Raw genomic sequence first — 21864 nt, 5'->3', positions numbered from 1 at the left:
GGTGTCCGCCCTCAGTCCTGAATCCGCCGCCAGGGCCGGTCCGCCTCCAGGGCGAACGCCAGCTCCAGCAACAGCCGCTCCTCCCCGTGCGCCGCCGACAGGTGGACGCCGATCGGCAGGCCGTCGGCGCTCGCACCGGTCGGCAGCGCGATCGCCGGGCCGCCGGTGACGTTGTTGACCGGGGTGATCGCCACGTACCGGGTGAGCCGGTCGATCAGCTCGTCGAAGGCCACGTTCGGGCTCAGGTACCCGATCGGCGGCGCGACGTGCGCCAGCACCGGCGAGAGGACGACGTCGTGGGTCCGGAACATCCCCGCGTACGTCTCCTCGGCGCGCCGCAGCCGCCGGACCACCCCCGGCACGCGCCGGAACTCCCGGTGGAAGAGCCGCCGCAGCCCGGTGGTCAGCCCGTCGAGACGGCTCGCCCGGAAGCCCGGGTCGACGGTCAGCCGGCCGGTGGTGGCGATCAGGAAGGCGATGTAGCCCCAGTAGAGGACGAAGTCGCGGGAGAACTCCTCGCCGAACGGCATCACGGCCGGGGTCACCTCGTGCCCCAGGGCCTCCAGCCGGGCCGCCGTCGCCTCGACCGCCGCCCGGGTCGCCGCGTCGCTGGGCGCGACCGGCGAGTCCACCACCAGCCCGATCCGCAGCCGGCCCGTGCCGGGGCCCTCGACCAGGCCGAGCGGGGGCAGCGCGGGGTTGCGGTAGTGGCGTTCGGCGGCGGCGAAGAACGCGGCGGTGTCGCGGACGGAGCGGGTCAGCACGCCGTCCGTCACCAGGTCCACCGGCAGCCGGCGGCCCTGGGCGTTGGGCACCACCCGGCCCCGGGTGGGCTTGAGTCCGACCAGCCCGCAGCAGGCGGCCGGGATCCGGATCGAGCCGCCGCCGTCGTTGGCGTGCGCGATCGGGACGACGCCCGAGGCGACCAGCGCGGCCGCGCCGCCCGAGGAGGCGCCCGGGGAGTGCGAGGTCAGCCAGGGGTTGCGGACCGGGCGGGCGGAGGCGAACTCGGTGGAGGCGTTCAGCCCGAACTCCGGCAGCCTGGTCTTGCCGAGCACGCCCAGGCCGGTGCCGAGGAACTGCTCGGCGAAGCCCGCGCTGCGGCGGACGGGCCTGGCCCGGTAGGCCGAACTGCCCTGGCCGGTCGGCATCCCGCGCAGGTCGGTGTTGTCCTTCAGGAAGCTGGGCACGCCGTACAGCGGGGCGTCCTCGGCGCTGCCGTCCGCCCCGGGCGGCCGCCCGTACGCGGCGAAGGCGACCGGGGCGAGCGCGGCGTCGACCCGTTCGGCCCGGGCCGCCGCGGCCGCCGCCAGCTCGGCGGGCCCGACCTCGCCGGCCCGCACCAGGGCGGCCAGCGCCACCGCGTCGTGCTCCCCCAACGCGTCGTCCGCGTACGCGTGCACCCGCTCGTCGGCCATCCGGACTCCCCATCCCTGCCAGTCGGTGGCGGCGCCACGGATACGTACCTACCCGTCGGTAATGCCGCGCGAGCTGAGCAGTCTAGGGGTGGAGCGGCACGTGGAAAACCCCGTGTTCCGGGACGCGAGTAGGACCGCGCGGGCGGGGAAGGCGGCACGGACAGGTCCGTACACGGCTCGTATACGCTGGCCGGACGAGGGCGGGCCCGGTGGGCCGACACCCCCGGGCCGGCTCCGACGCAGCAGTACCGACCGACGACCGCGTCAACCGAAAGCTGGTCCGCATGATCGAGCTCGACTTCGACGACGACGGCTTCCGCCGCAACGGCGCGCCGCACCGGATCGTCTCCGGAGCGCTGCACTACTTCCGGGTGCACCCGGAGCTGTGGGACGACCGGTTGGCCCGCCTGCGTGCGCTGGGCGCCAACACCGTTGATACCTACATCCCCTGGAACTTCCACGAACTCCCCTCCGGCGAGACCGACTTCACCGGCTGGCGGGACGTCTCCCGGTTCGTCCGGACCGCCGAGCGGCACGGGCTGGACGTCATCCTGCGCCCCGGTCCCTACATCTGCGCCGAGTGGGAGTCCGGCGGCCTGCCGGCCCGGCTGCTCGCCACCGACGGGATGGGGCTGCGGAGTTCCGACCCCGCGTTCCTCGCCGAGGTGGACGGCTGGTTCGACGCCGTGGTCCCGGAGCTGCTGCCGCTGCTGGGCAGCCGGGGCGGGCCGGTGGTGGCCGTGCAGGTGGAGAACGAGTACGGGAGTTACGGCAACGACGCCGCCTACATGGCGTACCTGCGGGACGGGCTGGTGACGCGCGGGGTGGACTGCCTGCTGTTCACCGCCGACGGTTCCGAGGACTTCATGCAGCAGGGCGGGGCGATCCCGGGCGTGCTGGCCACCGGCACCTTCGGTTCGCGCGCGCCGGAGCGCTTCGAGGTGCTGCGGCGCCAGCAGCCCAAGGGGCCGCTGGCGGCCATGGAGTTCTGGATCGGCTGGTTCGACCGGATCGGTCAGCCGCACCACGTCCGGGACGTCGCGGAGACGGCGGCCTCGCTCGACGAACTGCTCGCGACCGGGGCCTCGGTCAACCTCTACATGGCGCACGGCGGCACCAACTTCGGCTTCTGGGCGGGCGCCAACCACTCGGGCACCGGACCGGAGACCGCCGGCTACGAGCCGACCGGGACCAGTTACGACTACGACGCGCCGATCGGCGAGGCGGGCGAGCTGACCGAGAAGTTCCACGCCCTGCGGTCCGTCATCGGCAAGTACGTGCCCCTCCCCGAGGGCGAACTCCCGGCCCGGCCGCCGCGGCTGGAGCCCCGTCGGCTGGAGCGGGCGACCGGCCGGGCGCGGCTGCTGGACTCCCTGGACGCGCTGTCGGTGCCCGTCCGCCGGCCGACCACCGAGCCGATGGAGCGGGTCGGCCAGTCGCTCGGCCTGATCCACTACCGCACCCACGTCCCCGGCCCGCGCCCGGAGATGCCGCTGCGGATCGACGGCGTCGGGGACCGCGCGCAGGTCTTCGCGGACGGCCGCCCGCTCGGCGTGCTGGACCGCAACGAGCCGGGCGGCACCCTGCCGCTGGCGGTCGGCCCGGCCGGGGCCACCCTGGACATCCTGGTCGAGGCCCTGGGCCGGGCCAACTACGGCCCCCAGCTGGACGATCGCAAGGGCATCCGGCGCGGCGTCCAGCACGAGCGCCAGCGGCTGCACGGCTGGGAGATCCGGCCGCTGCCGCTCGCGGACCTCTCCGCCCTGGCCTTCCGCGAGGACGTGGGCGCCACCGGGGGCGACCCGGTCTTCCACCGGTTCGAGACCGAGGTCGAGGCACCGGCGGACGCCTTCCTCGCCCTCCCGGGCTGGGGCCGGGGCCTGCTCTGGCTCAACGGCTTCCTGCTCGGCCGCTACACCGACGAGGGCCCGCAGCGCACCCTGTACGCGCCGGGCCCGCTCTGGCTGCCGGGCCGCAACACCCTCGTGGTGCTCGAACTCGACCGCCACGCCGAGGCCCTGGAGATCCGCGACGAGCCGGACCTCGGCCCCACCACCCGCGCACCCAGCGCCGACTACTGACACCGACCCGCCCGCCCCCACCCGGCGCCGGAATACTCCGGCGCCGGGGCGGGTTGACGCCCCGGCAGGCCGGTGATCAAGGCCGCAGGATCGCGTACAGGGGGAAGCATGTCCAGCAGTGACGTCGTCGGCGGAAGCGTGGCGCCGGGGTTCGAGGCGGTGCGGGAGGAGTTCGCCGCCGTGGTGGCGGAGGAGCCGGCGGGCGGTGGTGCGCAGCTGGCCGTGCACCTGGACGGGCGGCGGGTGGTGGACCTCTGGGCCGGCGAGGGGGTCTCCGGCGAGTCGCTGTTCGCGCTCTACTCCTCCGCCAAGGGGGCGGCGCACCTGGTGACGGCCCTGCTGGTACAGGAGGGCGTGCTCGACCTGGACACGGAAGTGGCCCACTACTGGCCGGAGTTCGCGGCCGAGGGCAAGGGGGCGCTCACGTTCCGGCAACTGCTGGAGCACCGCGCGGGGCTGATCGGGGTCGACGGCGGCTTCACCACGGAGGAGTTGGCGGACGACCGGCGGATCGCGGACCGGCTGGCCGTCCAGAAGCCCTACTGGGAGCCCGGGACGGCCTACGGCTACCACGCCTACGTGATCGGCGCACTGACCGGCGAGGTGGTCCGCCGCCGGACCGGCCGCACGGTGCAGGAGTTGTTCGAGGAGCGGATCCGGGCCCCGTACGGGCTGGACTTCTTCCTCGGCCTGCCCGCGGAGCTGGAGTCGCGGTACCTGCCGGTGCTTCCGGCGGTCCCCCTCCCCGGTCAGCAGGGCGAGCCGCCGGCACCCGACAGCCTGATGGGGATCGCCTTCAACCTGAACGCCTCCCCGCCCACCGACCTGGCGGGCTTCGGCAACCTCCGCCCGGTGCAGGCGCAGGGTCCGGCCTCGACCGGCAGCTTCGGCAGCGCCCGCGGTCTGGCGGCGCTGTACGCGGCGGCGGCGCAGGGGCTGGACGGGCGGACGCCGTTCCTGGCACCGGCCACGATCGCCGAGTTCGGTCCGGTCCGCACGCACGGCACCGACGTGGTGACCGGCGAGGTGGACCACTTCGGCCTCGGCTTCGAGGCGCAGAGCACCCGCTTCCCGTTCCTCGGGGCGGAGGCCTTCGGTCACAGCGGCGCGGTGGGCGCGCAGTCCTTCGCCGATCCGCGCAGCGGCGTCGCCTACGGGTACACGCGGCGCCGGTTCAGCTCGCTCCCGCTCGGGCCGGAGAACCACCGGCTGGCCGAGGCCGTCGTCCGCGCCGCCGGGGCGGTGCGCGGAGCGGCCTGACCGTCCGGCCCCCGGGCCCGCGACGGACGCCGGCGACGGCGGGCGCCCGTCGCGGGCGCCCGGGACCGGCCGTGGAGCACGGCCGGTCCCGGGGCACGTCCGCGACTATTCGACGGTGACGCTCTTGGCGAGGTTGCGCGGCTTGTCCACGTCGCGACCCAGCGCCACCGCCGCGTGGTACGCGAGCAGCTGGAGCGGGATGTTGAGCAGCAGCGGGTCCAGCTCGGGCTCGCTCTTGGGCACCAGGACGCAGTGGTCCGCGAGCTTGGCCTCGGGCCGGCGGTGGGCGACGGCGAGGACGCGGCCGGAGCGGGCCTTGATCTCGCCGAGGGTGGTGAGGTTCTTGTCGAGCAGCTCGTCGTCCGGGACGAGGGCGACGGTGGGCAGCTCGGGGCTGATCAGCGCCAGCGGGCCGTGCTTCAGCTCGCTCGCCGGGTAGGCCTCGGCGTGGACGTAGGAGATCTCCTTGAGCTTCTGCGCGCCCTCCCGGGCGACGGGGTAGCCGCGCACCCGGCCGATGAACATCATGCCCTCGGACCCGGCGTACTCGGCGGCGAGTTCGGCGATGGCGTCGCTCTGGGCGAGGACCTCGCGGATCTGGTCGGGCAGCGCCTTGAGGGCGGAGACGATCCGGCGGCCGTCGGCGGGCGAGAGGTCGTGGATCCGGCCGAAGTGCAGGGCGATCAGCGCGAAGGCGACCACGGTGGAGGTGAACGCCTTGGTGGAGGCGACCGAGATCTCCGGGCCGGCGTGCAGGTAGATCCCGCCGTCGCACTCGCGGGCGATGGCGCTGCCGACGGTGTTGACGACGCCGAGCACCCGGCCGCCCTTGCGCTTGACCTCCTGGACGGCGGCGAGGGTGTCGTAGGTCTCGCCGGACTGGCTGACCGCGATGTAGAGGGTGTCGGCCTCGATCACCGGGTTGCGGTAGCGGAACTCCGAGGCGGGCTCGCTGTGCGCGGGGATCCGGGCCAGCTCCTCGATCAGCTGGGCGCCCATCTCGCCGGCGTAGTAGGCGGAACCGCAGCCGAGGATCTTGACCCGGCGGATCTCGCGCAGTTCGCGGGCGTCCAGGTTGAGGCCGCCGAGGTGGGCGGTGGCGAACCGCTCGTCGAGGCGGCCGCCGAGGGTGCGCTCGACCGAGCCGGGCTGCTCGTGGATCTCCTTGAGCAGGAAGTGCTCGTAGCCGCCGGTGTCGTAGGAGTCGATCTCCCAGTCCACGGTGGACGGCTGGCGGTGGGTGGTGCGGGCGTCCTCGGTGAAGGTGCGGAAGCCGTCGGCGCGGACGGTGGCCAGCTCGCCGTCCTCCAGGTGGACCACCTGGCGGGTGTAGCGGACCAGGGCGGAGACGTCGGAGGCGACGAACATCTCCTTCTCGCCGAGGCCGAGCACGATCGGGCTGCCGTTGCGGGCGACCACGATCCGGTCGGGCTGCTCGGCGTCGAGGACGGCGATGCCGTAGGTGCCGACGACCTTGCCGAGGGCGGCCCGCACGGCCTCCTCCAGCTCGACGCCCTCGGCGGCGTGGGCGGCGATCAGGTGGCCGAGCACCTCGGTGTCGGTCTCGGAGCGGAAGACCGCGCCGTCGGCGGCGAGCTTGGCCCGCAGCTCGTCGGCGTTCTCGATGATGCCGTTGTGGACGACCGCGATCCGCTCGGCGTTGTCGAGGTGCGGGTGGGCGTTGGCGTCACTGGGCACGCCGTGGGTGGCCCAGCGGGTGTGGCCGATGCCGGTGGAGCCCTTGAACCGGGCGGGGACGGCGGCGGCGAGGTCGGCGACCCGGCCCTTGACCTTGCGGACCTTGAGGCCGCCGGTGCGTCCGGCGACGGCGACGCCGGCCGAGTCGTAGCCCCGGTACTCCAGTCGGGCGAGCCCCTCCAGCAGGAAGGGGGTCGCGTCCTTGGGGCCGATGTAGGCCACGATTCCGCACATGGTGGTGGACTCCTAGGTTCCGTGGTTCCGGTCGGTGGCCGGTCAGCCGTAGACGATCCGGCGCAGCTGGCGGGCCGAGAGCTCCGGGGCCGCGACCCGGCGGGCGGGCAGCTCCTCGGCGAGCCGGGCGAAGATCTTCTCGTTGGTCAGGCCGCGCGCCTGCAGCTCGCCGTGACGGCGGCGGACGTACTCCTCGGTGGTCTCGGAGAAGTACGCCAGCACCTCCGCCACCACCCGCGCCGCCTCCCGGGGCCCGAGCGGGCTGGTCCGGGTGAGGTGGGCGAGGAGGTCTTCGTGAGGGTGCGAGGAACCGGTCGAGCTGGACACAGTCGGTGAGCCTAGGCGGCCATCCCGGGAAAGATCAAAGATCCTGCCCGAAATCGGGCAGGATTCTGCGGCAATCGGCGCAGCCTGGGGGTCTTGTCCGCATCGGGGCCACCACGTAGCGTGATGACCTGCTCACACACCGGGGGGGAACCACGGGGTGACCAGGGGGGCGGGAGCATCGGAAGAGTGTCGGAAGAACCGGAGGCTTGCTGATGTGCGGGATCACCGGATGGGTCGCCTACGACCGCGACCTGACCCTCGAACGCGACGTGCTCGACGCCATGACCGCCACCCAGCTCTGCCGCGGCCCGGACGACGGCGGGGCCCACCTGGAGCGGCACGCCGCCCTGGGCCACCGGCGACTCGCCGTGCTCGACCCCGAGGGCGGCGCCCAGCCGATGACGGCCGAGCACGACGGCCGGCTGCTGGTCGCCCTCAGTTACAACGGCGAGGTGTACAACCACCACGAGCTGCGCGCCGAGCTGGTGGCGGCCGGCCACCGCTTCCGCACCCGCGGCGACACCGAGGTGGTCCTGCGCGGCTACCTGGAGTGGGGCGAGCGCGTCGCCGAGCGGCTGAACGGCATGTTCGCCTTCGCGGTCTGGGACGCCCGCACCGAGGAGCTGCTGCTGGTCCGCGACCGGATGGGCGTCAAGCCGCTGCACTACCACCCCACCCCGGACGGCGCGGTCTTCGGTTCGGAGCCCAAGTCGCTGCTGGCCCACCCGGCGGTGCGCCCGGTGGTCGACCTGGACGGGCTGCGCGAGCTGCTCTCCATGGCCCGCACCCCGGGCCTCACGCCGTACCGGGGGATCGCCGAGGTCCAGCCCGGCCACCTGGTCCGGGTGCGGCGCGGCGGCGTCTCGGTCCACCGCTACTGGGCCCTGGAGGCCCGCCGGCACACCCAGGACCTCGCCACCACGATCGGCACCGTCCGGGCCCTGCTGGAGGACATCGTCCACCGCCAGCTGGAGGCGGACGTGCCGCTCTGCTCGCTGCTCTCCGGCGGCCTCGACTCCAGCGCGGTCACCGCCCTGGCCGCCCGTTGCCTGGACGCGGCGGGCGCCGGACCGGTCCGCTCCTTCGCGGTCGACTTCACCGGGCAGAGCGAGCACTTCCACCCGGACGCGGTGCGCACCACCCCGGACCGGCCGTACGCGGAACTGCTCGCCCGGCACGTGGGCGCCGACCACTCGGTGATCGAGCTGGACAGCGCCGCCCTCACCGACCCGGCGCAGCGGCTCGCCTCCCTGCGCGCCCGGGACCTGCCGGGCGGCGTCGGCGACATGGACACCTCGCTGCTGCTGCTCTTCCGCGGGGTGCGCGAGCACTCGACGGTCGCGCTGTCCGGCGAGTCCGCGGACGAGCTGTTCGGCGGCTACCGCTGGTTCCACGACCCGAAGGCCCTCGACGCCGACGACTTCCCGTGGGCGACCGCGATCAGCGGCTTCGGCGGCGCGGGCACCGGCCCGCGCGAGCAGCTGCTGGACCGGGAGCTGCTCGCCAAGCTCGACCTGCCCGGCTACCGCCGCGCCCGCTACCGGGAGGCGCTGGCCGAGGTCCCGCAGCTGCCGGACAGCGACCCGTTCGAACGGCGGATGCGGGAGGTGTCGTACCTCAACCTGACCCGCTTCGTGCGGATCCTGCTGGACCGCAAGGACCGGATGAGCATGGCCAACGGACTGGAGGTGCGGGTGCCGTTCTGCGACCACCGGCTGGTGCAGTACGTGTTCAACACGCCGTGGACGATGAAGTCCTTCGACGGCCGGGAGAAGAGTCTGCTGCGCGCCGCCGTCCGGGACGTGCTGCCGGCCGAGATCGCCGACCGGATGAAGAGCCCGTACCCGATCGTCCAGGACCCGCGCTACCCGGAGCTGCTCCGCCGCGAACTCGCCGCACTGGCCGCCGACCCCGGCTCCCCCGCCCTCGCCCTGCTCGACCGCCGCGAACTCGCCGACGCGCTCGCCCCGGACACCGACCCGCAGACGGTCCGGCTGGCGGCCGATCTGGCCCTGGACCTGGACGCCTGGCTGACGGAGTACCAGGTGTCGCTGGAGCTCTGACGCCCGGTCGCGCCGAGTGCCCCGGGTGGTGCGCCGTTGCGCCACCCGGGGGAGGGTGACCCGCCGCGAACCCGCCTCGTTGACCGGGCGGGACGTGCGATAGCGTCGCCGACACCTCCCGAATGGCGGCCGAAAACACGGAATCCGAGACCCGTGCCGTCAGGATGGGGAACGTCCCGTCCGTCTCGATCCGCCGGGGGATCTCCGTCATGCAACCGCGAGCCTTCGCGATTCTCACCGCCCTGCTGCTCGGGGTGCTGGGCCTGGGATCGGTGGCCGTCACCGACTGGACGCCCCAGCAGGCCGCCGACCGGGCGGCTGTCGCCCCGGCCGCCCCGGGGACCGAGGGCACCACCGGCCCGGCCGGCGCCGCGCCCGCCGGCACCGGGCAGCCGGCCGCGTCGGCCACCGCGACCGGGGACCCGGCGGTCTGGACCCGCTCGACGCTGCGCAACAAGCTGATGGCCGAGATGGACGCCAGCGACCCCGGCGTCGCCCTGGCCGACCTCGACCGGATCACCAAGCAGCTGCCGTACACCGTCCGGTTCTGCCACCCGATCGCCCACGAGCTCGGGCACGCGGCGGTCAAGCGGTTCAACGCGGACTTCCAGAAGGTCATCTCCTTCCCGCACGAGACCTGCGCGGCCGGCTACCTGCACGGCGCGGTCGAGGAGATGCTCAACGCCTCCGCCCAGCCGGAGACCGACCTGGTCAAGCTCTGCGCGCCCAAGAACAGCGGCCCGTGCATCCACGGCGTCGGCCACGGCACCATGTTCGTCGCCAAGCAGGACGTCGCCAAGGCGCGCGAGCTGTGCAACAAGTTCACCACCGACCAGAACCGGATCCGCTGCTCCGAGGGCCTGTTCATGCAGCTCTTCGGCCCGGACGAGGAGGACGAGAAGGCCAAGGCCAACCTCCCCGCCGACAAGCTCGCCCAGGACCCGCTGTACCCGTGCAAGGACCAGCCGGCGCTGTTCCAGTCCGCCTGCTTCTTCTACGCGCCGACCTTCTACCTCTCCTCGCACGACTACCCGAACCACCCCGAGGTGTACGCCGAGGCCCTGAAGTGGTGCCTCGCCGGCAAGGCCTCCGGCGGGGCGGTCGACTGCAGCCGGGGCGTCGGCTCACGCACCATGAAGTACAACCTGGACCGCGAGGACTGGGCCGCCCAGCAGTGCGCCACCGCCGCGGACGGCTGGCAGCGCAAGGCCTGCGCCGAGGGGCTGGTCAGCTACTACACGGTCAACTACACCGACGGGGGCGCGGCCGGCCGGCTCTGCGCCAAGTTCTCCGACAAGGAGATGCAGGGCTACTGCCGGTCCGCCGGCGGGCTCTCCGCCTCGCTCGACTGAGGAGGTGCCGGCACGCACGGCACGGTGCCGGCGACCGGCCGACGCGGGAACTCCGACGGCCGCCCGCTCGTGCGGGGATTGCGCACCGGCGGCGGGACGGCAGGGTCCGGCGGCCCCACCGCCGAGGCGGGGCCGCCGGACCGGGCGCGACCGTACGGACGGGGCCGTGCGGTCAGGGCACTGCGGTCAGAGCCGGGTGGTCAGAGCCGGGTGGTCATCACCATCGGCTGCGGGAGTTGCTGCTTCTCGTAGTTGAAGGCGCCGGTGACGGTCACCTCACGACCGGTGGTGGACACCTTCCAGGACCAGTACGCCGTGCCCGCGCCGGACTCCGGGAAGTCCAGCGAGGCCGCCCGCGAGCCCGTCACCCGCAGCGCGTAGGCCGCCTCGCCGCCGCCCGAGACCCGGCCCACCGTCACGATGCCGTCCGGCGAGGAGGCGGCGCCGCTCACGGCGCCCGCACCCTCGGGAGCCTCCACCCGGGTCCAGGCGCGACCGTCCCAGTGCATGAGCAACGCGTGGCCGCGGTCCTTCTCGTCCAGCACCACGCGCCCGACCGCCCACACGTCGCGCGGCCCCTTCACCACGACATCGTTGAACTCGCCGTACAGGCCGCCGAAGGCCGGCACCGGCACGACGCTCCAGCCGCGCCCGTCGAAGTGCAGGGCGACCGGCCGGTCGTCCTCGGAGTAGCCGTTGCCGACGGCCCAGACGTCGTCGGGGCCGGCCGCGGCGATCGCGCCGAGGCCCCAGCTCCGGAACGGCGCGGGCAGTTCGACCTGCCGCCAGGAGCGGCCGTTCCAGTGCTGGACGATGCCCACGTGGCCGTCGGGCCCCTGGCTCCAGCCCGCCGCCCAGGCATTGTTCGGCGTCAGCGCGGCGATTCCCAGCAGGCCGCCGCCGACCGAGTCGGCGGGCATCGGAGCCGGCTCCAGCTGCCAGGAGCGGCCGTTCCAGTGCTGGGTCATGACCGGCCCGCCACCCCGGCCGGAGTCACCGACCAGCCAGCCGTCGCGGGCCGAGGTCGCCGCGACGGCGTTGATCCGGTCGGTCCCGGCGGGCGCGGTCGGCACTTCGGTCCACTTCCCGTCGCGGCGGTCGTCGCGGGCGTAGAGCACGGGGTCGAACCCGATGCTCCCCTCGCTGCCCGGGACGACCCGGAAGCCGGCCGCCCAGGTGGTGCGGGCGTCGGGACGGGTGGAGCCGGTCAGCACGGTGTTGCCACTCGGCAGTTTGGCCGCCGTCCAGCGCGCCGCCCCCGCGGCGGGCGATGGTTCCGGGGCGGCCGAGGCGGTGGCGGGCAGGACCCCGCCCGCGAGGAGCGCGGCGAGCGCGCCTATCAGCGACAGTCGGATACGTGTTCCGACAGCCATGTCGTTCCTCCAGACCCGGGGCACGGTGCCCCGATGCCCCGATGACGCCCGTCCCTCCGCCGGAGGTTGCCCGCCCGGTCCCGGCAATTCGGCGCATGCGAAGTTCTTCTGAGGACATGTCAGTTCCGTTGTCCCCCAAGCGCGCCGGGCAACCGCCGCCCCGTTCGGAGCGCCGTCGCGGTTCACCAGGTGCTGGGCGATCGGGCGATCACTCGCGCCACCAGGGCCGTCACCGCTCGCGGTCGACCGGTCACCCGAACCTCTCCGGCGCCGGGCCGTCCCGGATACCGGGCCCGCGCCGCACGGCGCGGGCCCGTTTCCGTAGGATCGCGGCGTTCGGGTGCGCCGAGGACGCCGCGCCACCGGGCCCGCACCACCTGGAGCCACCGCATGACCTCCGACGACTTCCGCGCCGCCGCGCACACCGCCGCCGACCTGGCCGCCGACCACCTCGCCGGCCTGGCCGCCGGCCCGGTCTGGCAGCCGATGGACGACGCCGCCCGCCGCACCCTGCTGGACGCCCCGCTGCCCGCCGCCGGCCGTCCGCTGGACGAGCTGCTGGCCTCGGTCGGCCGGGACGTCCTGCCGTACCCGATGGGCAACGGCCATCCGCGCTTCTTCGGCTGGGTGAACTCCGCGCCCGCCCCGGCCGGCGTGCTCGCCACCCTGGCCGCCGCCGCGATGAACCCCAGCTCGGCCGGCGGCGACCACGCGGACGTGCACCTGGAGCGGGCCGTGGTCCGCTGGATCGCCGAACTGGTCGGCTTCCCGCACCCGCCCGGCGGCGGGCTGCTCACCTCCGGCACCTCGATGGCGACCATCGTCTGCCTGGCCGCCGCCCGGAACCGCGCCGCCCGCGACGCCGGGTGGGACGTCCGCGAGGACGGCCTGGCCGGGATGCCGCCGCTGGTCGGCTACGTCACCGGCGAGACCCACTCCTGCGTCCGCAAGGCCGCCGAGCTGCTGGGCCTCGGCAGCAAGCACCTGCGCGTCGTGGCCACCGGCCCCGACGGCCGCCTGGACCCCGTGGAACTGCGCGCCGCGATCGCCCGCGACCGGGCCGCCGGACTGCTGCCGTTCCTGGTGGTGGCCTCGGCCGGAACGGTCGGCACCGGCGCGGTGGACGCCTTCGACCCGCTCGCCGACCTGTGCGCCGAGGAGCGGCTCTGGCTGCACGTGGACGGCGCCTACGGGGCGTTCGGGGTCCTGGACCCGGAGATCGCCCACCGCTACGCCGGACTGGCCCGCGCCGACTCGCTCGCCCTCGACCCGCACAAGTGGCTCGGCGTCCCGGTCGACTGCGGCTGCGCGCTGGTCCGCGACCCCGCCGAGCTGCGCGCCGCCTTCAGCCTCGTCCCCTCCTACCTGCGCGACGAGGCGGCCGGCGAGCTCGGCTGGTTCTCCGAGTACGGCACCGAGCAGACCCGCCCGTTCCGCGCCCTCAAGGTCTGGGCGACGATCGCCCACCGGGGCCGCGACGGCCTGGCCGCCGACATCGCCCGGACCACCGCCCTGGCCCGCCGGCTCGGCGAACTCGTCACCGCCGACCCGGACCTGGAACTCCTCGCCGAGGTCCAGACCTCCATCGTGGCGTTCCGCCTGCGCCCCGCCGACCCGACCGGGTCGACCGAACCGACCGGTCCGGCCGGCCCGGCCGACGAGGCCGCCCTCGACGCGCTCAACCGCGAGCTCCCCGCCGCCGTCCAGCGCCGCGGCCGCGCCTTCCTCACCGGCGCCCGCCTCGACGGCCGCGAGATCCTCCGCGCCTGCCTCCTCAACCCCGCCACCACCGAGGAGGACCTCGCCGTCCTCCTCGCCGAAGTGAAGGCGGCCGGGCGCGAGCACACCGGGTGACCGGCGACGGTGATCGAGTCACGGCACCATTAACCGCGGGGTCACGGAGGATTCGTGATCGTGAAACACGGAAGCGGCAGATTGATGGCATGGAGCACACGGAGCAGCTGACGCCCACGACCGAACCGACCACGACCCCCTCCCGTGCCCAACGCCGCGGCCTCCGCAACCACCGCTGGCGGCGCGACGCGGTGGAGCTCTCCGCCGTCTTCCTCTCGGTGACCGCCGCCGACCTGGTGGCCAAGCTGGTGGTGCACGGACCGGACGGGCCGGCGGTGCTCGGCGTGTCCGCCGTCGCGCTGCTCGCCACCGCGCTGTTCCACACCTGGTGGGCGCACCGCCACCAGTTGCACGGTCCCCCGGCGCCGGACGCGCCCGCGCCGCCGGGGGTGCCGGAGGCCGAGCCGCTGCGGGGGCCGCTGCACGACTTCGAGGGCAGTGCGCTGTGGCGGGTCCGCACCACCGTGCAGGACTCCCCCGGCAGTCTGGCCCGGGTCTGCGCGGCCCTCGCCGGCCGGCAGGTGAACATCGTCTCGATGCAGTCCCACCCGCTGCCGACCGGCGCCGTGGACGAGTTCTTCGTCCGCGCGCCGCGCTCGCTCACCCGGGCCGACCTGACCGCGCTGGTGGCCGGGGCCGGCGGGCACGACATCTGGACCGGCCCGGCCGACGCGCACGACCTGGTGGACGTCCCCACCCATGTGCTGGCTCTCGCCACCCGGACGGCGCTGGACGCCGCGGAGCTGCCGATCGCACTGCGCCAGCTCTTCGGGCAGTGCAGCATCCGGCAGTACCCGGGGGCGGCCGCGCGCGGCACCGCCGGGGTGGACGGCCATGTGATGCGGCTGCCCGTACCCTCCGGCGACCTGGTCGAACTCACCCGCCCGCAGCTGCCGTTCACCCCGACCGAGTTCGCCCGGGCGCAGGCCCTGGTCGAGCTGGACACCCTGCTCGGCCCCCGGGTGCCGGACGTCCGGGCCCGGCTGAGCGTGCCGGCCGGCGCCGAGCTGACCGTGCGACGCGCGGACGCGGACGACAAGGCGGCGGCGCTGGCGATGCACCACCGCTGCTCCCCCGAGACCCTGCGCAAGCGCTACCACGGGCCGGTCCGGGACGCCGACCGCTATCTGGACCACCTGCTGGACGCCCGGCACGGACAGGCCCTGGCCGTCGAGACGGCGGACGGGCGGATCGTCGCCCTCGGGCACCTGATGTGGGACGACGACAGCGCCGAGGTGGCGGTGCTGGTCGAGGACGCCTGGCAGCGGCGCGGGCTGGGCCTGGACCTCATGCGGCGGATGTCCGCGCTGGCCCTGGAGGCCGGGGTGGAGACCGTGTACGCGGTCACCCAGTCGTCCAACACCGGTCTGATCGCGACCATGCGCCGGCTGGCGGCGCCGCTGGACTACGAGGTGGACGAGGGCACCCTGGTGATCACCGCCCATCTGGCGGAGGCCGCCGAGGAGCTCCCGGTGCCCTGGCAGACCCGTCCGGGCCGCTGAGAACGGGGGGCTCGGGGGCCGGTCGCCGGGCCCTGCTTCCGGCGCCGGTCCGCGGCCGGTCCCGGGCCGTTCCCGGGGTCGCGCGACCCGCGATCGAGCGGTACCGGTGAGCAGGTCGGACAGGTCCGGTAATCGTCCGGTCATTTCTTCACCACATCCTCACCAAGAACCTCACCGGCCCCGGGCCGGGCGGCCCCCGCGCCGCCCGGCCCGGGGCGCGCGCGGAACCGCCGCACCCCGCCCACGCGTCCCCGACGGCGAACGGCCCGTCCGTACACCGCCCACCCCGACCCCGCGTCAGGGCCTCCCGGACCGCCGCCCCCGGGGCGTCGCAGCAGGCGGCACGGGGTCCGGGGAGTCGAGCCGGGCGACGGAGTCGGTAGGCTGATCCCGTCCCCGCCGCCCGACGGCCCGTAGTCCGGCCCCCGGGCGGTGCCGCAGCAAGGAGGAACCACTGAGCATGGCAGGCACCGAATCGGAGCCCACAGGCGCACGCGACGCCTCGCTGCCGGCACGCGCGAAGATCGCGGTGACCGCCGGCAAGGTGGCCGCCGCCGTGTCCCGCAAGGCCGGCCGAGGCAGCGGCTCGGTGATCGGCGGCAAGGTCGCGCTCAGGCTCGACCCCGATCTGCTCGCCACCCTCGCCGACCACCTGGACGTGGTGCTGGTCAGCGCCACCAACGGCAAGACCACCACCACCCGTCTGATCGCCGAGGCGCTGCGCGCCGCCGGCCCGGTGGTCTCCAACGCCCTGGGCGCCAACATGCCGGCCGGCATCACCTCCGCCCTGGCGGGCGGCTCGGAGGCCCGCTTCGGCGTGATCGAGGTCGACGAGAAGTACCTGGCCGGCGTCGCCCGCGACACCCGCCCCAAGGCGATCGCCCTGCTCAACCTCTCCCGCGACCAGCTCGACCGCGCCGCCGAGACCCGGATGATGGCCGAGAAGTGGCGCGAGGGCCTCCAGGACACCGAGGCCGTGGTGATCGCCAACGCCGACGACCCGCTGGTGACCTGGGCCGCCTCCTCCTGCAAGAAGGTGGTCTGGGTGGCCGCCGGACAGGCGTGGAAGGAGGACGCCTGGTCCTGCCCCGCCTGCGGCGGTGTGATGCAGCGCCCCGGCGACGACTGGTTCTGCCAGGAGTGCGGCTTCCGGCGTCCCAACCCGCACTGGGCGCTCCAGGGCACCCATGTGATCGACCCGCAGCGCGGCGCCTGGCCGATCCAGCTCCAGCTGCCGGGCCGGGCCAACCTCGCCAACGCCACCAGCTCGGCCGCCGTCGCCGCCGTGTTCGGCGTCTCCCCGCAGGTCGCCCTGGAGCGGATGCGCAGCGTCAGCGCGGTCGCCGGCCGCTACGACGTGGTGCAGTACCAGGGCCGTGACATAAGGCTGCTGCTGGCCAAGAACCCGGCCGGCTGGCTGGAGACCTTCTCGCTGATCGACGGCCCGCCCACCCCGGTGGTGCTCTCGGTCAACGCGCTCGACGCGGACGGCACCGACACCTCCTGGCTGTGGGACGTCGACTACGAGCGGCTGGCCGGGCACCCGGTCTTCGTGCTGGGCCAGCGCAAGCTGGACCTCGCGGTGCGACTGGAGGTCGCCGGGCTGCAGTTCCACGTTGTGGACTCGCTGGAGCAGGCGGTCCGGATGGCCCCGCCCGGCCGGATCGAGGCGATCGCCAACTACACCGCCTTCCAGCAGCTGCGGAAGGTCGTGGCCGGCTGATGCCGGACCGGCACCCGCAGCCCCCAGCAGCCCACCGCACGTACGTCATGGAAGGCCTTCGAGGATGAGTGAGAGCAGCCTGCGCGTGGTCTGGGTCTACCCCGACCTGCTCAGCACCTACGGCGACCGGGGCAATGCCCTGGTCGTGGAGCGCCGGGCCCGCCAGCGCCATCTCAACGTGACCCGGATCGACGTCCGCTCCGACCAGTCGGTGCCCACCAGCGGCGACATCTACCTGATCGGCGGCGGTGAGGACCGCCCGCAGCGGCTGGCCGCCGAGCGGCTGCGCAACGACACCGGGCTGGTGCGGGCGGCCGAGAACGGCGCGATCATCCTCGGGGTCTGCGCCGGCTTCCAGATCCTCGGCCACGAGTTCGTCAACGACCTCGGGCAGCGCGAGCCTGGCCTCGGCCTGCTGGACGTGTGGACCACCCGCGGCGAGGGCGAGCGCTGCGTCGGCGACGTGCTGGCCGACGTGGACCCGCAGCTCGGCCTGCCGCAGCTGACCGGGTTCGAGAACCACCAGGGCGTGACCCACCTCGGCCAGGGCGTCAAGCCGCTGGCCCGGGTCACCGCCGGCCGGGGCAACGGCACCGGCGACGGCACCGAGGGCGCCTGGCGGGACACCGTCTTCGGCACGTACTTGCACGGCCCCGTGCTGGCGCGCAACCCCGCCGTCGCGGACATGCTGCTCAAGCTGGCGCTGGACGTGAACGCCCTGCCGCCGGCCGACACCACCTGGTACGACGCGCTGCGCGCCGAGCGCATCGCCGCCACTACGCGCCCCGCCTAGTACTCCCCGGTCCGTCCGCCCGGTGCCCGCGATGCGGTCATGGGCTCCCCGGGCGGGCCGGGACGTACGACAATGGGGCTGCCCCGTCCCGGGGCTGCCGGCTGCACACCCTCCTCGGCAGCAGGCTGCATTTCCACGCGGGGGCGTCGACGACGCCGCTCCCGCGTCGGCTCCTGCCCGGCCGGACGCAGGCGCCGTATGCTCGACTCCACGGCCGGTTTCGGATGTTCTGTCCGAATCGGCCGGTCCTTCACCCGACGGTCATCTCCGCGCCCACCCGGCGCGGGTACGGCCTGTCATGGTGGTGGTCCGTCGTCCCAGCCTGTAGTCCGGCCGTTCCTCGGTTCTGCTCGGGAGTTGCAAAGCAATGCGTATTGGAGTGCTGACCAGCGGCGGTGACTGCCCCGGCCTGAACGCGGTGATCCGGTCCGTGGTCCACCGGGGGGTGGTCGACCACGGCGACGAGATCATCGGGTTCGAGGACGGCTGGCGCGGTTTCCTCGAAGGGCACCACCGGCCCCTGACCCTCGACTCGGTGAGCGGCATCCTCGCCCAGGGCGGCACCATCCTCGGGTCCTCCCGGGTGCAGCCCAGCCATCTGCGCGACGGCGTCGAGCGCGCCAAGAAGTACTGCGCGGACCTCGGCCTGGACGCGGTGATCCCGATCGGCGGCGAGGGCACCCTCAAGGCCGCCAAGCTGATGAGCGACGCGGGCCTGCCCATCGTCGGCGTGCCGAAGACCATCGACAACGACATCGCGTGCACCGACGTCACCTTCGGCTTCGACACCGCCGTCTCGGTCGCCACCGAGGCGCTGGACCGGCTGAAGACCACGGCCGAGTCGCACCAGCGCGTCATGGTGGTCGAGGTCATGGGCCGCCACACCGGCTGGATCGCCCTGAACGCGGGCATGGCGGCCGGCGCGCACGCGATCGTCGTGCCGGAGCGCCCGTTCCACATCGAGAAGCTCACCGCGGTCGTCCGGGAGCGCTTCGACCGCCAGAAGAAGTTCGCCATCGTGGTCTGCGCCGAGGGCGCCAAGCCCGAGCCCGGCACCATGCACTGGGAAGAGGGCAGCAAGGACATCTACGGCCACGAGCGGTTCACCGGCATCGCCACCCAGCTCTCCGGTGAGCTGGAGCACCGGCTCGGCAAGGAGGCCCGTCCGGTGATCCTCGGCCACACCCAGCGCGGCGGCACCCCGACCGCCTACGACCGGGTCCTCGCCACCCGCTTCGGCTGGCACGCCGTGGAGGCCGTCCACAAGGGCGCCTTCGGGCACATCACCGCCCTCCAGGGCACCGACATCACCCTGGTGCCGCTGGGCGAGGCGGTGGCCGAGCTGAAGACCGTGCCGGCCGACCGCTACCTGGAGGCCGAGACGGTCATCTGACCGCCCGCCCCCGTACGTCCGGTGCCCCGGCCCCCGAGAGCGCGAGTCTCGGGGGCCGGGGCCGTTCGCGGCGACTGCCCCGCCGGGAGCGGAACCGGACCGGCGGCGGTCAGCCGGTCAGAAGCCGGTGTCGTAGGTGTAGGTCCCGCTGTGGTCGAGCAGGTCGGCCGGGGTGACCGTGTTCCACGGCTTCATCCGGTCGTTGAGGTCGATCACGTCGGGCGTGCCGGCCGTCGGCAGGTAGGTCTTGCCGGGGTTGCGCTTCTGCCACTCCGACCACAGCTTGTCGACGAAACAGTGGTGCAGCCAGAACACCGGGTCGTTGGGCGACATCCCGGTGGCCATCTGGCCGCCCACCCAGACGTGCACCCGGTTGTGCAGGTTGACCCCGCGCCACCCCTCCAGGTTGTTGCGGAAGCCGGCCGAGGAGCTGTTCCACGGCGCGGCGTCGTAGGTGGTGATGGCGAGCACCGACTCGGTGTCGGCCCGGCTGGGCAGCTGGGCCACCCCGGTGCCGAGCTGGCGGCGCAGGTAGGTGCGGCTGTCGGTGTTGACGTTGAGCCGCCAGTTGCCGCCGGAGAAGGCGAACGGACCGGTGGTCACCTGGCCGTCGCTGCTGCGGCCGTTGCCGCCCATGAAGTCGGCGCCCCAGATCCCGGCGGTGGCGGTGCGGTCGGCCGTCCAGTCCCAGTACGGGAGGTTGACGCTCGGGTCGACGGCCTGCAGCGCGCGCTCGAACTCCAGCAGGTACTGGCGGTGCCAGGGCAGGAAGGAGGGCGAGCGGTGCCCGGTGCGCTCGCCGTTGTCGACGTCGCTGATGATGAACTGGTTGTGCGTGGTGACGAACGGGTCGTAGCCGCCGTTCGCCTTGAGCGCCAGCACGGCGTTGACGAACGCGCGCTTCTCCTGGGCCGTCAGGTTCGCCTGGTTCTTGCGGACTCCCATGAGTCCCCCCTCTGGTGGTGGTGTATCGGTCTCGGGTGGCCGGGTGGCCGGGTGGCCGGAATCAGGCGGTGACGACCGGGACGAGCGTGGCGCCCTGGAGGTCGTTGACGGCGGCCCGGGCGAGCGCGCGCGGCGTCGCGAAGGTCTGGTAGTGGTTGACGACGCTGATCCAGGTGCCGTCGGCGTTGCGCATCATGTGCAGCTCGTCGCCGTCGATCCGCACCTCGTAGCCGGTGCCGGCGGCGCCGCCGTGGTGGTGGCTCCCCCCGTCGGCCGGGCGGCCCTGGATCCGTCGGCCCTGGAAGACCTCGTCGAAGCTGTCGGACGCGCCCGGGTCGGCGGCGGTGGCGGCCCCGCCGCCGGGGCCCGCGAGACCGATCACGACGGTGCCGGTGGCAACGGTCAGGGCGGCCGCGGCCCCCTGGAGCATCCGTCGGCGCGTCAGCTCCGTGGCATGGGTGTCCTCGGACATGGTGATACCCCCTCAAGTGCCCGGGGCTGTGGTTCGGGCACTGTTCACGAACGATTGGTTAATCGTTAAACGAAGGTGATTCCTTGATCGAATCACCCGTTTCGATGGTCGCAATGCTCGTTGACCTACGGAACAGCCGATCGGCGGGGGTACGTAGGGTTGCGTATAAATCCGGTCATTTTCTGTCACCTGCCGACCACGCAGCGATCACCCCCGCGTTCACCCGGCGATCACGCCGACGACCACCCTCGGCCGCGTCCACCTGGCGGGACCGGCGGGAGTCGCCCTAGCGTGACCGGAGGAGCGCAATGGAGCGGACGAGACCCCGGAGGGGCCAGGCGATGGAGATCCTCGCGTACGGCGTGCAGGCCGACGAGCGCCCGCTGCTGGAGAAGGCCTTCGCGGGCCGGCACTCGCTGCGCTGCCTCTCCGTCTTCCTCAACCGCGACACCGCCCCGCTCGCGGCCGGGTACCCGGTGGTCAGCAGCAGCGTCAACGCCGAACTCGACGCCGCGACCCTCGCCGTCCTCGCCGCCGGCGGCACCGGGCTGGTCGCCCAGCGCTCCACCGGCTTCAACAACATCGACCTCGACGCCGCAGCCGGCCTCGGCCTGACCGTCGCCCGGGTCTCCCAGTACAGCCCCTACGCGGTCGCCGAACACGCGTGGGCCCTGGCGCTGGCCGTCAACCGCAGGCTCACCCGGGCCGCGAGCCGCTCCCGCGAGTTCGACTTCCGCCTCGACGGCCTCCTCGGCCGCGACATCCACGGCATGACCGTCGGCGTCATCGGCACCGGCAAGATCGGCGAGTGCTTCGCCCGGATCGCGGCCGGATTCGGCACCGAACTCCTCGGCTGGGACATCGCGGAGAACCCCGCCTGCCGCGACCTCGGCCTGACCTACACCGAACTGCCCGAACTGCTCTCCCGCGCCGACCTGGTCAGCCTGCACGTGCCCCTGCTGCCCTCCACCCACCACCTCATCGACGCCGCCGCCCTCGCCCGGATGAAGGACGACGCGATCCTGGTCAACTCCAGCCGCGGCGGCCTCGTCGACAGCGCCGCCCTGGTCGAGGTCCTGCGCGCCGGACACCTCTCCGGCGTCGGCCTCGACGTCTACGAGGAGGAGACCGGCGTCTTCTTCACCGACCGCTCCATCGAGGGCATCGCCGACGACACCCTCGCCCGTCTCGTCACCTTCCCCCAGGTCCTGGTCACCAGCCACCAGGCCTACTTCACCCGCACCGCCGTCGGCCAGATCATCGACGCCACCGTCCGCAACATCGACGACTTCGCCGCCGGCCGCACCAACGGGAACACCCTCGTCCCGAGGACCTGACCTCCCGACGAACCGGTACGGTGATCCGGCAACTGTCGC

16 protein-coding genes are annotated in these 21864 nt (G+C 73.7%); 10 read left to right on the top strand and 6 right to left on the bottom strand.

The features are described from left to right. Nucleotides 1-11: 11 nt before the first annotated feature. Nucleotides 12-1418: an amidase gene (locus tag ACW14Y_RS34540; protein WP_456984688.1), complete on the bottom strand. Its 1407-nt coding sequence runs from the start codon at nucleotides 1416-1418 to the stop codon at nucleotides 12-14. 284 nt (nucleotides 1419-1702) lie between these two features. On the opposite strand from ACW14Y_RS34540, the gene ACW14Y_RS34535 reads away from it, so the two are divergent. After that, entirely contained in the window at nucleotides 1703-3499 is a 1797-nt protein-coding gene (locus ACW14Y_RS34535; protein ID WP_456984687.1) for a beta-galactosidase, read from the top strand. A gap of 108 nt (nucleotides 3500-3607) precedes the next feature. Further along, nucleotides 3608-4759, top strand: coding sequence for a serine hydrolase domain-containing protein (locus tag ACW14Y_RS34530; protein WP_380302355.1), 1152 nt, complete (start codon nucleotides 3608-3610; stop codon nucleotides 4757-4759). A 105-nt stretch (nucleotides 4760-4864) separates the two neighbouring features. Here the strand turns inward: ACW14Y_RS34530 and glmS are convergent, their stop codons facing one another. Further along, nucleotides 4865-6691: a glutamine--fructose-6-phosphate transaminase (isomerizing) gene (glmS, locus tag ACW14Y_RS34525; RefSeq protein WP_380312607.1), complete on the bottom strand. Its 1827-nt coding sequence runs from the start codon at nucleotides 6689-6691 to the stop codon at nucleotides 4865-4867. Between the two features lie 42 nt (nucleotides 6692-6733). Then, entirely contained in the window at nucleotides 6734-7018 is a 285-nt protein-coding gene (locus ACW14Y_RS34520; RefSeq protein WP_030396260.1) for a hypothetical protein, read from the bottom strand. 212 nt (nucleotides 7019-7230) lie between these two features. Here ACW14Y_RS34520 and asnB point away from each other — a divergent pair, with 212 nt between their 5' ends. After that, nucleotides 7231-9081, top strand: coding sequence for an asparagine synthase (glutamine-hydrolyzing) (gene asnB / locus ACW14Y_RS34515; protein WP_456984686.1), 1851 nt, complete (start codon nucleotides 7231-7233; stop codon nucleotides 9079-9081). 209 nt (nucleotides 9082-9290) lie between these two features. After that, a complete protein-coding gene (locus ACW14Y_RS34510; protein ID WP_456984685.1) occupies nucleotides 9291-10433 on the top strand; it encodes a hypothetical protein in 1143 nt (380 codons plus the stop codon). 200 nt (nucleotides 10434-10633) lie between these two features. On the opposite strand, the gene ACW14Y_RS34505 is transcribed toward ACW14Y_RS34510, so the two are convergent. Next, nucleotides 10634-11806, bottom strand: a complete 1173-nt coding sequence (locus tag ACW14Y_RS34505) for a WD40/YVTN/BNR-like repeat-containing protein (RefSeq protein ID WP_456984684.1) — start codon at nucleotides 11804-11806, stop codon at nucleotides 10634-10636. A gap of 390 nt (nucleotides 11807-12196) precedes the next feature. Between ACW14Y_RS34505 and ACW14Y_RS34500 the strand changes: the two genes are divergently transcribed. The 5 genes from ACW14Y_RS34500 (at nucleotide 12197) to ACW14Y_RS34480 (ending at nucleotide 19071) form a co-directional block, all read left to right on the top strand. Further along, on the top strand, nucleotides 12197-13660 hold the full coding sequence (locus tag ACW14Y_RS34500) for a pyridoxal phosphate-dependent decarboxylase family protein (RefSeq protein ID WP_456984683.1): 1464 nt from the start codon (nucleotides 12197-12199) through the stop codon (nucleotides 13658-13660). 89 nt (nucleotides 13661-13749) lie between these two features. After that, complete coding sequence (locus tag ACW14Y_RS34495; RefSeq protein ID WP_380310125.1) at nucleotides 13750-15162, top strand: GNAT family N-acetyltransferase; 1413 nt, start codon at nucleotides 13750-13752, stop codon at nucleotides 15160-15162. A gap of 460 nt (nucleotides 15163-15622) precedes the next feature. Beyond that, the gene (locus tag ACW14Y_RS34490) at nucleotides 15623-16885 is read left to right on the top strand and encodes a MurT ligase domain-containing protein (RefSeq protein ID WP_266273085.1); all 1263 of its coding nucleotides are present in this window, start codon (nucleotides 15623-15625) and stop codon (nucleotides 16883-16885) included. Nucleotides 16886-16949: 64 nt separating this feature from the next. Next, entirely contained in the window at nucleotides 16950-17678 is a 729-nt protein-coding gene (locus tag ACW14Y_RS34485) for a type 1 glutamine amidotransferase (RefSeq protein WP_030396266.1), read from the top strand. Between the two features lie 367 nt (nucleotides 17679-18045). Next, nucleotides 18046-19071 carry a 6-phosphofructokinase gene (locus ACW14Y_RS34480; protein WP_380309115.1) on the top strand — a complete coding sequence of 342 codons (1026 nt, stop codon included), beginning with the start codon at nucleotides 18046-18048 and terminating at the stop codon, nucleotides 19069-19071. A 117-nt stretch (nucleotides 19072-19188) separates the two neighbouring features. Here ACW14Y_RS34480 and melC2 read toward each other — a convergent pair whose 3' ends face one another. Beyond that, entirely contained in the window at nucleotides 19189-20016 is an 828-nt protein-coding gene (melC2, locus tag ACW14Y_RS34475) for a tyrosinase MelC2 (RefSeq protein ID WP_380309117.1), read from the bottom strand. A gap of 61 nt (nucleotides 20017-20077) precedes the next feature. Next, on the bottom strand, nucleotides 20078-20488 hold the full coding sequence (melC1, locus tag ACW14Y_RS34470) for an apotyrosinase chaperone MelC1 (RefSeq protein ID WP_340635168.1): 411 nt from the start codon (nucleotides 20486-20488) through the stop codon (nucleotides 20078-20080). A 341-nt stretch (nucleotides 20489-20829) separates the two neighbouring features. Here melC1 and ACW14Y_RS34465 point away from each other — a divergent pair, with 341 nt between their 5' ends. Beyond that, nucleotides 20830-21825 (top strand): 2-hydroxyacid dehydrogenase, encoded by a 996-nt coding sequence (locus ACW14Y_RS34465; protein WP_456984682.1) that lies wholly within the window; start codon nucleotides 20830-20832, stop codon nucleotides 21823-21825. Nucleotides 21826-21864 lie beyond the last annotated feature (39 nt).

It is taken from the genome of Kitasatospora sp. cg17-2 (assembly GCF_054031055.1).
The sequence above is the reverse complement of the archived record's forward strand: the minus strand, read 5'-3'. Positions and strand labels throughout refer to the sequence as shown.

Excerpts from the sequence above, each read along its gene's own strand:
- ACW14Y_RS34540 (WP_456984688.1), bottom strand. The coding sequence starts at position 1,418 with ATGGCCGACGAGCGGGTGCACGCGTACGCGGACGACGCGTTGGGGGAG.
- ACW14Y_RS34535 (WP_456984687.1), top strand. The coding sequence starts at position 1,703 with ATGATCGAGCTCGACTTCGACGACGACGGCTTCCGCCGCAACGGCGCG.
- ACW14Y_RS34530 (WP_380302355.1), top strand. The coding sequence starts at position 3,608 with ATGTCCAGCAGTGACGTCGTCGGCGGAAGCGTGGCGCCGGGGTTCGAG.
- glmS (WP_380312607.1), bottom strand. The coding sequence starts at position 6,691 with ATGTGCGGAATCGTGGCCTACATCGGCCCCAAGGACGCGACCCCCTTC.
- asnB (WP_456984686.1), top strand. The coding sequence starts at position 7,231 with ATGTGCGGGATCACCGGATGGGTCGCCTACGACCGCGACCTGACCCTC.
- ACW14Y_RS34510 (WP_456984685.1), top strand. The coding sequence starts at position 9,291 with ATGCAACCGCGAGCCTTCGCGATTCTCACCGCCCTGCTGCTCGGGGTG.
- ACW14Y_RS34505 (WP_456984684.1), bottom strand. The coding sequence starts at position 11,806 with ATGGCTGTCGGAACACGTATCCGACTGTCGCTGATAGGCGCGCTCGCC.
- ACW14Y_RS34500 (WP_456984683.1), top strand. The coding sequence starts at position 12,197 with ATGACCTCCGACGACTTCCGCGCCGCCGCGCACACCGCCGCCGACCTG.
- ACW14Y_RS34495 (WP_380310125.1), top strand. The coding sequence starts at position 13,750 with ATGGAGCACACGGAGCAGCTGACGCCCACGACCGAACCGACCACGACC.
- ACW14Y_RS34490 (WP_266273085.1), top strand. The coding sequence starts at position 15,623 with ATGGCAGGCACCGAATCGGAGCCCACAGGCGCACGCGACGCCTCGCTG.
- ACW14Y_RS34485 (WP_030396266.1), top strand. The coding sequence starts at position 16,950 with ATGAGTGAGAGCAGCCTGCGCGTGGTCTGGGTCTACCCCGACCTGCTC.
- ACW14Y_RS34480 (WP_380309115.1), top strand. The coding sequence starts at position 18,046 with ATGCGTATTGGAGTGCTGACCAGCGGCGGTGACTGCCCCGGCCTGAAC.
- melC2 (WP_380309117.1), bottom strand. The coding sequence starts at position 20,016 with ATGGGAGTCCGCAAGAACCAGGCGAACCTGACGGCCCAGGAGAAGCGC.
- melC1 (WP_340635168.1), bottom strand. The coding sequence starts at position 20,488 with ATGTCCGAGGACACCCATGCCACGGAGCTGACGCGCCGACGGATGCTC.
- ACW14Y_RS34465 (WP_456984682.1), top strand. The coding sequence starts at position 20,830 with ATGGAGATCCTCGCGTACGGCGTGCAGGCCGACGAGCGCCCGCTGCTG.